The sequence below is a fragment of the Brevundimonas sp. AAP58 genome (assembly GCF_001295975.1).
GTDB lineage: Bacteria > Pseudomonadota > Alphaproteobacteria > Caulobacterales > Caulobacteraceae > Brevundimonas.
The window spans coordinates 1-14101 of record NZ_LJHU01000009.1 but is presented as its reverse complement, the minus strand read 5'-3'; the positions used below and the strand labels follow the sequence as shown (position 1 = coordinate 14101).

The 14101-nt window shown below is 68.0% G+C and carries 14 protein-coding genes; 6 read left to right on the top strand and 8 right to left on the bottom strand.

What is annotated here, in order from left to right; all coding sequences use genetic code 11:
* Positions 1 to 52 precede the first annotated feature (52 nt).
* The 6 genes from IP78_RS01085 to IP78_RS01060 form a co-directional block, all read right to left on the bottom strand.
* Positions 53 to 235 carry a hypothetical protein gene (locus IP78_RS01085; RefSeq protein ID WP_054109871.1) on the bottom strand — a complete coding sequence of 61 codons (183 nt, stop codon included), beginning with the start codon at positions 233 to 235 and terminating at the stop codon, positions 53 to 55.
* Positions 232 to 1458, bottom strand: coding sequence for a 5-aminolevulinate synthase (gene hemA / locus IP78_RS01080; protein ID WP_054109870.1), 1227 nt, complete (start codon positions 1456 to 1458; stop codon positions 232 to 234). The genes IP78_RS01085 and hemA overlap by 4 nt, the downstream gene beginning before the upstream one ends.
* A gap of 116 nt (positions 1459 to 1574) precedes the next feature.
* The gene (gene mmsB / locus IP78_RS01075; protein ID WP_054109869.1) at positions 1575 to 2483 is read right to left on the bottom strand and encodes a 3-hydroxyisobutyrate dehydrogenase; all 909 of its coding nucleotides are present in this window, start codon (positions 2481 to 2483) and stop codon (positions 1575 to 1577) included.
* 68 nt (positions 2484 to 2551) lie between these two features.
* Positions 2552 to 3316 (bottom strand): class I SAM-dependent methyltransferase, encoded by a 765-nt coding sequence (locus IP78_RS01070; protein WP_054109868.1) that lies wholly within the window; start codon positions 3314 to 3316, stop codon positions 2552 to 2554.
* A 58-nt stretch (positions 3317 to 3374) separates the two neighbouring features.
* Positions 3375 to 4415, bottom strand: coding sequence for an enoyl-CoA hydratase/isomerase family protein (locus tag IP78_RS01065; RefSeq protein ID WP_054109867.1), 1041 nt, complete (start codon positions 4413 to 4415; stop codon positions 3375 to 3377).
* A 116-nt stretch (positions 4416 to 4531) separates the two neighbouring features.
* Complete coding sequence (locus tag IP78_RS01060) at positions 4532 to 5263, bottom strand: hypothetical protein (protein WP_054109866.1); 732 nt, start codon at positions 5261 to 5263, stop codon at positions 4532 to 4534.
* Positions 5264 to 5342: 79 nt separating this feature from the next.
* Between IP78_RS01060 and IP78_RS01055 the strand changes: the two genes are divergently transcribed.
* Complete coding sequence (locus IP78_RS01055) at positions 5343 to 5948, top strand: TIGR00730 family Rossman fold protein (RefSeq protein WP_054109865.1); 606 nt, start codon at positions 5343 to 5345, stop codon at positions 5946 to 5948.
* A 124-nt stretch (positions 5949 to 6072) separates the two neighbouring features.
* Positions 6073 to 6372: a hypothetical protein gene (locus IP78_RS01050; protein WP_054109864.1), complete on the top strand. Its 300-nt coding sequence runs from the start codon at positions 6073 to 6075 to the stop codon at positions 6370 to 6372.
* Between the two features lie 34 nt (positions 6373 to 6406).
* On the opposite strand, the gene gltX is transcribed toward IP78_RS01050, so the two are convergent.
* The gene (gene gltX, locus IP78_RS01045; RefSeq protein WP_054109863.1) at positions 6407 to 7756 is read right to left on the bottom strand and encodes a glutamate--tRNA ligase; all 1350 of its coding nucleotides are present in this window, start codon (positions 7754 to 7756) and stop codon (positions 6407 to 6409) included.
* A 130-nt stretch (positions 7757 to 7886) separates the two neighbouring features.
* Between gltX and alr the strand changes: the two genes are divergently transcribed.
* The 3 genes from alr to purN all read left to right on the top strand — a co-directional run bounded on the left by alr (position 7887) and on the right by purN (position 10964).
* The gene (gene alr, locus IP78_RS01040; RefSeq protein ID WP_054109862.1) at positions 7887 to 8921 is read left to right on the top strand and encodes an alanine racemase; all 1035 of its coding nucleotides are present in this window, start codon (positions 7887 to 7889) and stop codon (positions 8919 to 8921) included.
* A 63-nt stretch (positions 8922 to 8984) separates the two neighbouring features.
* Positions 8985 to 10364 carry a M28 family peptidase gene (locus tag IP78_RS01035; protein ID WP_054109872.1) on the top strand — a complete coding sequence of 460 codons (1380 nt, stop codon included), beginning with the start codon at positions 8985 to 8987 and terminating at the stop codon, positions 10362 to 10364.
* A 3-nt stretch (positions 10365 to 10367) separates the two neighbouring features.
* Entirely contained in the window at positions 10368 to 10964 is a 597-nt protein-coding gene (purN, locus tag IP78_RS01030) for a phosphoribosylglycinamide formyltransferase (protein ID WP_054109861.1), read from the top strand.
* Between the two features lie 98 nt (positions 10965 to 11062).
* Here purN and ndk read toward each other — a convergent pair whose 3' ends face one another.
* Entirely contained in the window at positions 11063 to 11482 is a 420-nt protein-coding gene (gene ndk, locus IP78_RS01025) for a nucleoside-diphosphate kinase (RefSeq protein ID WP_054109860.1), read from the bottom strand.
* A gap of 148 nt (positions 11483 to 11630) precedes the next feature.
* Here ndk and IP78_RS01020 point away from each other — a divergent pair, with 148 nt between their 5' ends.
* Positions 11631 to 13538 (top strand): ABC-F family ATP-binding cassette domain-containing protein, encoded by a 1908-nt coding sequence (locus IP78_RS01020; RefSeq protein WP_054109859.1) that lies wholly within the window; start codon positions 11631 to 11633, stop codon positions 13536 to 13538.
* Positions 13539 to 14101: the final 563 nt, after the last annotated feature.

Here is a 14101-nt window from a genome sequence, read left to right as displayed (position 1 = left end):
GGCGGGAAGGCCCCAATCTAGGCCCGACGACCTGCCGCCACAACATCTTGTGTCAGGATGCGGCGACCAGACGCCGAAGCTTGGCTAAGGCGAGCCGCTCGACAGCCTTGGGCTCCATCGCAGGACCGACCGCCGAGGCCTCGATGCCCGTTGCCGCGTGGATGGCCGTGACTTTCAGAAAGGCACCGTCGCGAGTCGCCTCAAGGATGACCTCGCCGAGGTCGTTCGCCGTCACGCCGCGACCGGCATCCGCGCGACGTTGCAGTGGGTCCACAGCCTGTCCATGGCCTGGACCAGGGCGTCCATCATGCCGTCGTCGTGGTCGGGCGAGGGCGTGAAGCGCAGCCGCTCGGTGCCCTTGGGCACGGTCGGATAGTTGATCGGCTGAACGTAGATGCCGTGGTCTTCCAGCAGCATGTCCGAGATCATCTTGGTATGGACCGGGTCGCCCACGAAGACCGGCACGATGTGGCTCTCGGACGGCATGACCGGGATGCCCGCCTCGGCGAAGCGGCGCTTCAGCGTCGCGGCTCGCTCCTGATGCGCCTCGCGCAGTTCGGGATGGGCTTTCAGGTGGCGCACGGACGCCAGGGCTCCGGCGGTCAGGGCTGGCGGCAGGCTGGTGGTGAAGATGAAGCCCGAGGCCCAGCTGCGCACCGCGTCCACGATCACGGCGTCGGCGGCGATGTAGCCGCCCATGACGCCGATGGCCTTGCCGAGCGTACATTCGATGATGTCGATGTCCGCCAGCACGCCGTCGCGCTCGGCCACGCCGGCGCCGGTCGCGCCGTACAGGCCCACGGCGTGGACCTCGTCGAGGTAGGTCATCGCGCCGTACTTGCGGGCCAGGGCGATCGTGCCCTTCAGGTCGGCGATGTCGCCGTCCATGGAGTAAACGCTCTCGAAGGCAATCAGCTTGGGCGCATCGGCCGGAGCCGCCGCCAGAAGCGATTCGAGGTGCGCCAGATCGTTGTGCAGGAAGACGTGCCGCTCGCAGCCGCCGTTCCGGATGCCCGCAATCATCGAGGCGTGATTCAGGCTGTCCGAGAAGATGATCAGCCCTGGCAGGATGCGCTGGAGCGTCGTCAGCGTCGCCTCATTGGCCACATAGCCCGAGGTGAACAGCAGGCTGGCGTCCTTCTGGTGCCAGGCGGCCAGTTCGGCCTCCAGATCGACCGCCGAACGCGTCGTGCCCGAGATGTTCCGCGTGCCGCCCGCGCCGGCCCCGGCCTGATCGACCTCGGCCTGCATGGCCTCGACCACGACAGGGTGCTGACCCATGCCAAGATAGTCGTTGGAGCACCAGATCACGACATCCTGCTCGGACCCGTCCGGACGACGACGCACCGCGCGCGGAAACTGGCCGCGCACGCGCTTCAGGTCGGCGAAGACGCGGTAGCGGCCCTCGCTCTTGACCTGGTCGACGGCGTTCTGAAAGGCGGCCTTATAGTCGAACAAAACGGCGCTTCTTCTGCTTATCTGGCTGTGGCCGGTATCTGCGCCGATGACACCGCAATGTCCACATGCCGGGCAAGGCGAAAACGTCGCAAGACCTTTATTGATAACGGTTCTCATTACACCTTGGGCAGATCTTCGAGGCGTCCGCGCAGCATCTGGAGGATGCCCGAGAAGTCCCGCCCGCCGTAGCCGAGGCGGTCGAACAGCTGGAACAGCGCCTCCGTCTGGGCCCCTAGCGGAGTCGATGCCCCGGCCTTGGCCGCAGCGTCCTGCGCCAGCTTCAGGTCCTTCAGCATCATCGCCGTCGCGAAGCCTCCGTCGTAGCCGCGATTCGAAGGCGCGGTCGGTACGGGACCGGGCCAGGGATAGTAGGTCGTCACGCTCCAGCTCTGGCCCGAGGACTTGGCCACGATGTCGAACATCTTGACCGGGTCCAGGCCCAGCTTTTCCGCCAGAGCGATCGCCTCGCAGGTGCCGAGCATGGTGATGCCCAGGATCATGTTGTTGCAGATCTTGGCCGCCTGCCCGGCGCCGTGGTCGCCCGCGCGGAAGGTCGCCCGGCTCATGGGCTCAAGCGCCGCTTCGATGCGCTCAAAGTCCGGCTCGTCGCAGCCGACCATGAAGGCCAGGGTCCCCGCGTCCGCCGCCATCGTGCCGCCAGATACGGGCGCGTCGGCAAAGGCGTAGCCCGCGTCACGAGCAAGCCCGGCGACCTTACGCGCGGTATCGACGTCGATCGTGGAGCAGTCCAGCAGCAGCGCTGACGTCGGGGCCGCGCCGATCACCTGCTCCGAGTAGACTTTCAACACATGCGGCCCGGCCGGCAGCATGGTGATGACCACGTCTGCCTCCTTGACCGCCTCAGCGACCGAGCCAACCGGCGCGCACCCCGCCGCCCTCGCCCGCTCCAGCGCGGCTTCGGACAGATCAAACGCAGAAACCTGATGACCCGCCTTGGCCTGATTGGCGGCCATGCCGCCACCCATGTTGCCGAGGCCGATGAAGGCGATCTTGCGAGCGGTCATGAAGCGTCTCCCGGAGCGTTCTGATTTTCGCTCCGGTTAGCTGTTGACGATCCTCACCGCCAGTGCGGTCACTCAGGTTTGCGGAAACGGTAGACGAACTGATCCGTGCGACCACGGATGGCTTCGTCGAACACGTTGATCGTCCGGTCGTCATCCGGATTGCGCAGGGCGTCGCTTTCGGCCTCGAAGACGAAGCCCGCCGCCTCGACCTCGGCCTTCAGGAAGTCGCCGTCGATGCGGTGCAGCGTCTGAACCTCGGTCGCGCCTGTTCCCGCCCGACCGGAGTGGTCGATGACGACATAGACGCCGCCGGGCTTGAGCGCGTCGAACACGGCCCGGTTCATGCGGGCGACATCGGTATTGAAACCGGGGATGTGGAAGTCGTGGTATTCCTGGACCATGAAGACCGCGTCGAGCGGCTCCGGGAAGCTCATCGCGTCCAGAGCCCCGGCGAGCGGCGTCACATTTGAAAAGGCGGCCGCCAGAGCCTCGGCCAGCGGCGTCTCGCGCGTCGCCGTGCGTGTGGGGACGAAGGCGTAGACGCGGCCTGTCTCGCCGACGGCGGGGGCGAAGAGCCGCGTGAAGTAGCCTTCCTCGGGGCGGATATCGGCGATGCGCTGGCCTGGCTGAACCTCTCCGAAGGCCAGCATCTCGGCGGGCTTCCGCAGGGCGTCGCGCGCGACGTCTTCAGCGGGGCGCCGGGAATCAGCGACGGCGGTTGCGATGTGGGGTGCCGCCGCGTCCTGGGCCGAAAGAGCGGCGACCGCTGCCGAGGCCGCGTCCATGGTCATCAGCGCCAGGACCAGTGCGGCGATACCGGTTCGTTTCAGCATGAGAAGTCTCCCGTATGGACGCCGCAGCTACGCCCGTGATCATCCGGGGACGCAAGCGTCAAATCAGCGGCGACCATTCCTCTTCGGGCGGCAGAGGGGCGAACAGGCCGTCGATGTCAGCATCCGACACGTCCTGCAGCGAAGACGGCGACCATTGCGGCGCATTGTCCTTGTCGACGATGACCGCCCGCACCCCCTCCTGAAAGTCGTGGGTCCGGACGATCCGGCCGCCCAGCCGGTACTCCATCGCCATGACCTCGGCGAAGTCCGTCATGCGTCGACCGGTTCGCAGCTGGCGCAGCGTGACCTTCAGCGACTGCGGCGACTTGGTCCGAAGGGTCGCCAACTGCTGCAGGGCCCAGTCCGATCCGTCGGTTTCAAGGGCGTCGAAGATCGCCTCGACGGAGTCGTGGGCGAACAAACGGTCGATCGCCTCTCGATGCGGAGCCAGAGGGGGCGGACCCGCGTCGCCGGCATGGCGGCTCAATGCGTCCGTTTGCCCAGACAGGATCGCGGCCTTCAGACCATCGATCCGCTCGGCCGGAACGAAGTGGGTGTGTATGCCCAGGGCGACGGTGTCGACGGCCTTCAACCGCGCTCCGGTCAGGGCCAGCCAGGTCCCGGTCTCGCCCGGCAGTCGCGGCAGAAACCAGCCGCCGCCCACATCGGGGAACAGGCCGATGCCGGTCTCCGGCATGGCGTAGGTGGTTCGTTCGGTGGCGATGCGCACGTCAGCCGGCTCGGAAATCCCGACACCGCCGCCCATGACGACCCCGTCCACGATGGCGGTGATCGGCTTGGGATAGACGAACATCAGATGATTCAGGCGATACTCGGCGTGGAAGAAGGCCTTTGCCTCAACCGCGTCCCCGGCCCCGCTCTCGGCGATCATGCGGATGTCGCCTCCAGCGCAGAAGCCGCGCTCGCCGGCGTGGTCGAGCAGCACGCTCCCGACCGCCGGATCATCGCGCCAGGCCAGCAACGCCTCGGTCATGGCCTCGCACATGGCGAGGTTCAGGGCGTGGAGCGCCTTGGGCCGGTTCAGGGTGATGCGGCCGACGCGGCCTTCGATGCGGGTCAGGACTTCGGCTTCGCTCATGGCGCGGCGAATAGCCCGCTCCTCCCCGAAAAGAAAAGCCCGGCGCGGACGCCGGGCCGAAAGTCGGTGATGGTGGGTGTCCTCAAAGAGAACACGCCCTTGGTCGAGCGAATTGGTTAACCAGGCGTTTCAGGGACCGCCGCGGGAAACCAGGTGACCTGACGCGCGCCGTCGGGCGCGGTCCAGATCAACCGCCAGCCGCCATTTGCCACGCTCAGGCCGTCAGACCCGTCGATCGACAGGGCTGGACCGAAGCCTTGCCCGCCGACACGTATGGATCCCGGCAATCCCGCCGGCGCCGCAGTCCAACGGCCGGTGCGGTCGGCTGTCACGTCCCGAACGACGCCGGCCTCGATCCGCACCGAGGCTCCCGCCTCTGCGCGTCCACTCAGGATCAACGCACGGCCGTCGGCATCGACGGCGTCGAGCGGCGGGGCCGGGTCGAAGCGCTGCGTCGCAGCGCCCGCGCTGACGAAGGCGATCGGTCCGCCGGAGCTGGACGTCACCAGCAATCGGCCGGGCGCGAGGTATCGTGCCTGCCCCGACTGGACCTCGAGCTGATAAAGCGTCGGCCGGTCCGGGCCAGGCATGACAAGGCGGAACCCGCCTCGGTCATCGGCGGCCACGGCGAACTGCTGACCGTTCGGATCGCTGACGACGACGCGCCCCCCCGGAGACGCTGTTCCGGACAGAGTCAGCGATCCAGCCGCCACGCTGGCCGTCTGGATGAAGGGCGGCGTGACCCAGGCGGTCTCGATCGCGCCCTCGGCTTGTTGCGACGAGGGGCTCTCGCCACAGCCCGCCGCCGCCAGCCCGAAGGCGATCACCGCGCCGATCCGTCGTTTCATCGCTCGCCCCATCTCTGTATGACCCGCTTCCGGATAGCGCGACAGCGGTCGCCTGTCCCCTGTTTCGCACCGAGGTTTCATGTCGCCCGCCCATCCCTCCATCCAGCCGTTCGACGGCCCGTCGGTCTGCCTGTTCTGCGGGTCATCGGACGCCGCCGATCCGGTGTACACCCAGGCCGCCCGGGATTTCGGACGTGCGGCCGCCCGGGCTGGCTGGAGGCTGGTTTATGGCGGCGGTGGGGTCGGCCTGATGGGCGCATCGGCGCGTGCGGCGCACGAGGCCGGAGGCCGCGTGCTGGGCGTCATGCCCGAGTTCCTGCGCAGCCGGGAACGCCTCTTCGACGAGGTCGAGACCCTGGTCGTGCAGACCATGCATGAGCGCAAGCAGATCATGTACGACCAATCCGACGCCTTCGTCGTTGCGCCGGGCGGCATTGGCACCCTGGAAGAGGTGGTCGAGCTGCTGAGCTGGAAACGGCTGGACCTGCACGGCAAGCCGATCGTCTTCCTGAACATCGACGGCTTCTGGGACACCTTCTTCGCCCTGATGCAGCACAGCGTCGAGACCGGCTTCACACCCGCCGCCTTCCTCAACGCCTGGGTCGTCAGAGACACGGTGGAGGGCGCGATCGAGGCCTTGGCTGCGACTTCGGGGACAGTCGGCTTGCAATATGATCAGCGATAAGTGATCGTCGTTCATCGCGGCGCGGTCTGGTCCGTCTTTTTTGACTACGCGCCTTGACAGTTTTCAAACGCGACGCACTATGTCGTTCGGCCGACCTGGCCATTTTCCTCTTCGGAGTCTCCCCATGCGCTCTGTCTTCTCCATCGCCGCCCTCTGCCTCGCCCTCGGCGCTCCGGCTGTCGCCCAGACGCCGACCGGCACGCGGCTGACGCTGACCGATGCGGCAAATGCTCCGACCCGCCCCGTCATCATCGACGGTGCCAGCTGGCGGTGTGAGGGCGCGACCTGCACCGCTTCGGGCGGCACCAACCAACCCGCGTCGCGTGCCTGCCGCCGCGTGGTCGCGCGCCTCGGCGCCGTCAGCGAGTTCACCTGGCGCGGAACGGCCCTGACGGCGGAACAAATCGCCGCCTGTAACGCCTGATCTGGTTTTCTGGAGGGCGGCGCGTCCGCCCTCCTCAGGCCGTCTCGCCCTTGAGACGGCGCACGATCCGTTCGCGGCCGATCAGGGGAACGAGCGTCGCCATATCCGGCCCGCGCTCCTGTCCCGTCAGGATGTGGCGGAGCGGCATGAACAGGGCCTTGCCCTTGGCACCTGTGCGCGCCTTTACGGCCTCGGTCCAGGCCGCCCAGACGTCGGCATCGATCGTCTCTGGCAGAACGTCCAGCGCGGCGGCCGCGAACGCCGCGTCCTCCACGACCGGCGTGACGGGTCCGGTGACCATACGGCTCAGACCCACGATGTCGCCGAAACGGTTCAGGTTCGGCCGCAAGGCGTCCCACACAGCTTCGCCCAGATCGCAGCCGAGCGCCGCCAACCGAGGTTTGGCGACGGCAAACGGCATGGCGTGCAGCGCCTGGGCGTTCAGCCGGTCCAGGTCGTCGGTGTCGTAGCGGGCGGGCGACCGGCCCATCTTGTCAAAGCTGAAGCCCGCGCCCAGGGCCTCGAGGCTCTCGGCGACCTCCAGCGCATCTGACGTTCCGATCTTGCCGAGGTGGCTGGTGATCGCCAGCGGCTCGTAGCCCAGGTCGCGCATGTCCGCGACCGACAGCGAGCCAAGCCGCTTGGACAGCGCCGCCCCGTCCGCACCCACCAGCAACGGCATGTGGGCGAACTTCGGCGTCGCCGAACCGAGACCGGCGGCGATCAGGGCCTCGAAGATTTCGATCTGGGCCCCGGTGTTCGTCGTGTGGTCCTCGCCCCGGATGACGTGGGTGATGCCCATGTCCAGATCGTCTACCACCGACGGCAGCGTATAGAGGTAAAGGCCGTCCTCGCGGATGAGGACGGGGTCGGACATAGAGGCCGTGTCGACTTCCACATGACCCTTGGCCAGGTCCTCCCAGGCCACGCGGCGGCCATCCAGCTTGAAGCGCCAGTGCGGCTTCCTACCCTCCGCCTCCAGCGCGGCGCGGTCAGCATCCGTCAGAGCCAGAGCGGCGCGGTCGTAGATCGGCGGCAGGCCGCGCGACAGCTGCACCTTGCGACGACGATCAAGCTCCTCTGCAGTTTCGTAGGCTGGATACAGGCGCCCGGCGGCCTTAAGGCGCTCGGCGGCGTCGTGATAGCGGTCGAAGCGTTTGGACTGATTGTGCCGCTCGTCCCAGGTCAGGCCGAGCCAGGTCAGGTCCTCTTCGATGCCCCGTTCAAACTCCGGCGTGGAGCGGGCCAGGTCGGTGTCGTCGATGCGCAGGACGAACTGCCCGTCTTGACCCTTGGCGAACAGCCAGTTGACCAGCGCGGTGCGGACGTTGCCGACGTGCAGCTTGCCGGTGGGAGACGGGGCGAAACGGACCTTGACGGACATGGGGAGGCGCGACCTTGGACAGCGAGGCGCGTAGGTCGTCTCCCCGCCCCCTCAAGTCAAGCCGCAGCCTCTCGCGCAGCACATCTGCTTTTCGGCTTCCAACGCAAGGATCTTGCGGCATAAGGCGGCGATGACCGCCACCGCCACTCTGACGATCGACCTCCAGGCCCTCGCGCACAACTTCCATGCGCTTGAGGCCGCCATCGGCGTGCCGGTCCACCCGGTCGTAAAGGCCGACGCCTATGGACTGGGCGCGACCCGCGTCGCCGAGCGTCTGATGGCCGAGGGCGCGCGGACCTTCTTCGTGGCGCGGCTGGCCGAGGGCCTGAAGCTACGCGAGGCTCTCGGGGTCGAGCCGGTCATCTATGTCCTCGATGGTTGCGTCGGCGAAAGCGCCGGAGCGTTGCGGGGCGCGGACTTGAGGCCAATCCTCAACCACGGCGCGCAACTCGCCACTTGGCAATCCAGTGGCGGCGGACTGTGCGGGCTGCAGATCGACACCGGCATGAACCGGCTGGGCTTTCGCCCCGAGGACGCGCCCACGGCGTTCGACGGCCTCGAGTTGGTCATGAGCCACCTGGCTTGCGCTGACGATCCGGCCAGCCCCATGAATGCCCGCCAGCGGGACGCATTCGCCGCGATCGCCGCACATTATCCCGACGTCACCCGGTCCTTTGCGAACTCGGGAGGCTGCTTCCTGGGCCGGGACTACGGCTTCGACGCCGCGCGGCCCGGCAACTGCCTCTATGGCGGCGGTCCCGAAGGACGGCCCGATGCGCGGCTGCGACCCGTCGCCACTTTTGCCGCCGAAGTGCTCCAGGTTCGCGACGTCCCGGTCGGCGAGAGCGTCGGCTATTCGCGTGGCTTTGTCGCCGACAGGCCGCGCCGGATCGCCACCTGCGGGGCCGGGTACGCCGACGGCGTACTGCGCAGCCAGAGCCAGGTCGGTCATGTCTGGGCCGCCGGAGCCTTGCGGCCCATACTGGGCCGGGTGTCGATGGACGTCATCGCCGTCGATGTGACCGGAGCCGATATCGCGGTCGGCGACACCGTGGAGCTGTTCGGCGCCAACCGCCTGCTCGACGACGCGGCGGCGACGGCGGGTACGATCGGCTACGAGCTGCTGACGTCTGTGACAGCCCGCGTTCCGCGACTTTATCGCTGAGCCTGCGGACTTGCGGTCCGGAAGCGCGGCCCTACAGTCCGCCGCGTCCTGATGGAGTCCCGCATGCGTTCGATCGCCCTCGCCGCCCTCATCGCCGCACTGCCCGCCGCGACGCTGGCCCAGACGCCGGCGTCGGTCGACCAGCCGGCGATCCACGCCCTGGTCTCGGAGGTCCGGACAGATCGGCTGAGAGCCGACATCGAGGCGCTGGTCGGCTTCGGCACGCGGCACACCCTGTCCGACACCGTCAGCGAGACGCGCGGCGTCGGCGCAGCCCGGCGCTGGGTGGCGCGGGAGTTCGAGAGCATCAGCCGCGCCTGCGGCGGCTGCATTGAGGTCGAGCTTCCGTCCGCCGTCATCACCGCCCCGCCGCGCGTCCCCAATCCGACCGAGATCGTCAGCGTCGTTGCCGTGCAGCGCGGCCAGAGCGATCCGAACAGGGTGATCCTGATCTCGGGCCACCTCGATTCGCGGGTCACGGACGTGATGAATGCGACCGACGACGCACCGGGTGCAAACGATGATGCGTCGGGCGTGGCCGCCCTGATCGAGGCGGCCCGGGTGCTGTCCAGGGAACGCTTCGCCGCGACGCTGGTCTACGCCGCCCTGACCGGCGAGGAGCAGGGTCTGCACGGGGCGACTATCGTGGCGAACTGGGCCCGCGAGCAGGGCTGGGACGTCATCAACCTGAACAACGACATGGTCTCCAACGTCCAGGGCCAGGACGGAAACATCGACACGACTCGCATCCGCGTTTTCGCCGAGGGGACCCGCACCGTCGAAACGCCCCAGGAAGCCAACCAGCGCCGCTACAATGGAGGAGAAGTCGACAGCCCGTCGCGCAACCTGGCCCGCTACATCGACACCATCGCCGACCGGTACCTGACCGACTTCGACGTGGAGATGATCTACCGCACGGATCGCTATGGCCGGGGCGGCGACCAGACCGGCTTCCTGCGCGTGGGCTATCCGGCGGTGCGGATCGTCGAGGGCAACGAGAACTACGACCGCCAGCACCAGGACCTGCGCATTGAGAACGGCCGCGTCTATGGCGACACCATCGAGGGCGTGAACTTCGACTACCTGACCCAGGCGACGCGCCTGAACGTGGCGACGATGGCGTCGCTGGCCCGCGCCCCGGCCCCGCCCAGGGGCGTGACCATCGCGGGCGCGGTGCTGCCCGACACGACGCTGAGCTGGGAAGCCGTTCCGGGCGCGACGGCCTACCGCGTCTGGTGGCGGCCGACCACGGCGGCCCAGTGGACGAACTTCCGCGACGCCGGGAACGTCACGACGTTCACCCTGCCCGGCGTGGTGATCGACGACTTCTTCTTCGGCGTCTCGGCGATCTCGGCCGATGGCTATGAGAGCCCGGTCGTCTTCCCGGGAGCGGCCGGGTCCTTCATCGCCCCGCCGCTGGCCGCACCGGCCCCAGCGAACTGACCGATGCCGGATGCCGACGGCCGCGTGCGCGTGGCCATCCTGATCTCCGGAGCCGGCTCGAACATGGCCGCGCTGATCGACGCGGCGCGCCGGTCGGAGAGCGCCTATTCGGTGGTGCTCGTGGCGTCCAACAATCCTGACGCCGGGGGCCTGGCCCTGGCTGTGGCTCAGGGCGTGGACACGGTCGCGATCGACCATCGGCCGTTCGGCAAGGACCGTGCAGCTCACGAGGCCGCGATCAACGCGGAACTGGAGCGACGCGGGGTCGAGGTGGTGGCCCTCGCCGGGTACATGCGTCTGCTGACTCCCTGGCTGGTCCGGCGCTGGGAGGGGCGGATGCTCAACGTCCATCCCAGCCTGCTGCCGCTCTATCCCGGTCTGGACACTCATGCCCGGGCGATTGCGGCGGGTGATGCCGACGCCGGATGCACGGTCCATCTGGTGACCGAAGGCGTGGACGAAGGTCCCGTCCTGGATCAGGCGCGGGTGCCGGTCCTGCCGGACGACACACCCCAGACGCTGGCGCAGCGCGTGTTGACGGCCGAGCATGCGCTCTATCCGGTGGCCCTTAACGCCTTCTGCGCCGGGCTGAAGGACTGATGCGCTGGGCCGGAACAGCAAGGGGCTCCGGATCGCTCCGGAGCCCCTTCTGTTTGCGCTAACGCTCGGCTCGCGGAGCCTCGCTGATTGAGCGCGGCTTAGCCGACGATCTGGTCTTCGGTGAAGAACTGTTCGATCTCGATCTTGGCGTTATCGAGCGAGTCCGAGCCGTGGACCGAGTTCTCGCCGATCGAGAGGGCGAACGACTTGCGGATGGTGCCCTCGGCGGCCTGTTCGGGGTTCGTGGCGCCCATGACTTCGCGGTAGCGGGCCACGGCGTTGTCGCCTTCCAGCACCTGGACGACGACCGGCTCGGCGGTCATCTGCTCGACCAGTTCGCCGTAGAAGGGGCGCTCGGCGTGGACGGCGTAGAACTTCTTGGCCTGCTCGGTCGTCAGCTTGACGCGGCGCTGGGCGACGATGCGCAGGCCGGCACCTTCGATGACGGCGTTGATCGCGCCGGTCAGGTTGCGGCGGGTCGCGTCGGGCTTGATGATCGAAAAGGTGCGTTCGGCCATGGGAGGTCGTCTTCTTGTTTGGGAGTTTGAGGGTCGCGGGCTTATAGACGCGGCCCTCCCGCGTTCCAAGCCTCCCTTCTCCCAGTGTCCCTAACGCTCGCGGCGCGGCCGCTCGCTGCTTGAGGGACGACCCGAGTTTCCTGCCGCCATGCTCCAGATCACCAACCTGACGTTCAACGCCTGGGGCCGCCAGTTTCTGGACGACGCCTCGGTCAGCCTGCCGCCGGGTGCCAAGGTCGGGCTGGTCGGACGAAACGGCATCGGCAAGTCGACGCTGTTCAAGATCATCCTGGGCGAACTGGCCGGCAACGGCGACGAGGTCTCTCTGCCCAAGACGGCCCGGATCGGCTCGGTCGACCAGGAGCATCCGGCCACGCCCGTCAGCGTCATCGAGACGATCCTCGAGGCCGACGTCGAGCGTCACAGCCTGCTGACCCGGCTGGAAACCGCCGAGCCGGAGGAGATGGGAGAGATCTGGGCCCGGCTGATCGAGATCGACGCCGACGGCGCCCCCAGCCGGGCGGCCGAGATCCTGGCGGGTCTGGGCTTCAGCCACGAGGACCAGCAGCGGCCGATGTCGCACTTCTCGGGCGGCTGGAGGATGCGGGTGGCGCTGGCGGCGGCCCTGTTCGCCCAGCCGGACATGCTGCTGCTGGACGAACCGACCAACTACCTGGACCTGGAAGGGGCGCTGTGGCTGGAGGCGCGGCTGAAGAAGTATCCGGCGACCGCGCTGATCATCTCCCACGACCGGGAGATGCTGAACGAGGTCTGCACCCACATCCTGCACCTGTCGAACAGGAAGCTGACGCTCTACACCGGCAACTACGACACGTTCGAGAAGACGCGCGCCGAGAAACTGCGCCTGATGGCGGCGACCCAGGCCAAGCAGGAGGCGGAGCGGGCGCACCTGCAGAAGTTCATCGATCGCTTCAAGGCCAAGGCGTCCAAGGCCACCCAGGCCCAGTCGCGCGTCAAGAAGCTGGAGAAGATGGAGCGGATCGAGCTGCCGCCGGACGAGCGGGTGGCCCCCTTCGTCCTGCCCTCCCCGCCCCGGCCGCTGGCGCCGCCCCTGATCCGGCTGGAGGGGGCCAGCGTCGGCTATGAGGCGGACAAGCCGATCCTGAAGCGGCTGAACCTGCGGATGGATCTGGACGACCGGATCGGCCTGCTGGGCGTCAACGGTGCCGGCAAGTCGACCTTCGCCAAGATGATCGCCGGGGCATTGAACATTCAGGCGGGAGAGCTGCACCGGGATCGCAAGATGAAGGTCGGCTGGTTCCACCAGCATCAGATCGAGGCGATGGATCCGACCGATACGCCGCTGGAGATCATCCGGCGCGCCATGCCGGATGCTTCGGAATCGAGCCGCCGCAGTCGGCTGGCGCAGTTCGGCCTGCCGTTTGAAAAGCAGGAGACCAAGGTCGAGGCCCTGTCGGGCGGCGAGCGGGCGCGGCTGCTGCTGAATCTGGTGGCCATGGACGCGCCGCACGTCCTGATCCTGGACGAACCGACCAATCACCTGGACATCGACAGCCGCCGGGCCCTGCTGGACGCGCTGAACGAGTACACGGGGGCGGTGATCCTGATCACCCACGACCGGTCCTTGATGGAGCTGGTGGCGGATCGGCTGTGGCTGGCTGCGGACGGGACGGTGAGGCCGTTCGAGGGCGACATGGACGATTATGCGAAGTTCGTCCTGGAGCGGGCGAAGGCTGCGGCGGTACGACCGAGCCAGGTGAAGGCGGAGGCGCCGCCGGCTCAAGCCGAACCCGGCCCTCAAGCCGCGAGCGCCCGCGACGCGAGCGATAGGGCCACAAAGAAATCCGGCCCCTCGCCGTCGACGCTGCGTCATGCGGCGAAAAAGGCGGAGGAGCGGGTCACGGCCCTGACCGCCGAGATCGCCCGGCTGGACGACGACCTCGCCAATGCGGCGGTGTCGAATCCCAGGGCGCTGGAGGGTCTGACGCGGGCGCGGGCCAAGGCGCAGGGCGACCTCGACGCGGCGGAGGCTGCATGGCTGGAGGCCGAGGAGGCTCTGGCCGAGCTGGTGTGAGCCCGACCCAGTCTCACGACATCGTTCGCGAAGGCGAACGAAGCGGAACGGCGGCGGGAAGGCCAGAAGGCCACCGCGCGCGTTCCTCAGCCCGGGATGGATCCGCGGTGTGTGCTGACGGCAACGTCAGAGACGATCGGCTGGGCGCAGGTTCCACGCGCTCAAGGCTGAGACGTCGAAAGCGGGCAGTCGCGGCATCGCTGCTTCCTGAGCTCCGCTTCGCGCGCCAAGGATTCTGCACGGGCTCTTTCCCAGCGTCGCAGCAGTTCAGCGCGAAGTTCGGCGCATTCTGCCTCCTCGCGGGCTGACCTGGACCGCGAGCGGGACGCGCGGGGTCTCTGATGACGGGACATGAGTTCGTCTCCATTCTGAAGGTTTGCAGCCCGCGTTGGGATAGCGGCGGACACGCCTCATCGCTCTTCCGCTGTGAACGGGATGGGAAGGGCGGGCGGAGCCTGGGCGCGAGGCCCGGTGACCGTGTGATGTTTAGTTTCGGCTTCGCGTCTTTCGCTCCGCGCGGCTGGTCTGACCGGAAGCGGACGGCCCCGCGTCGTTCGGACGCG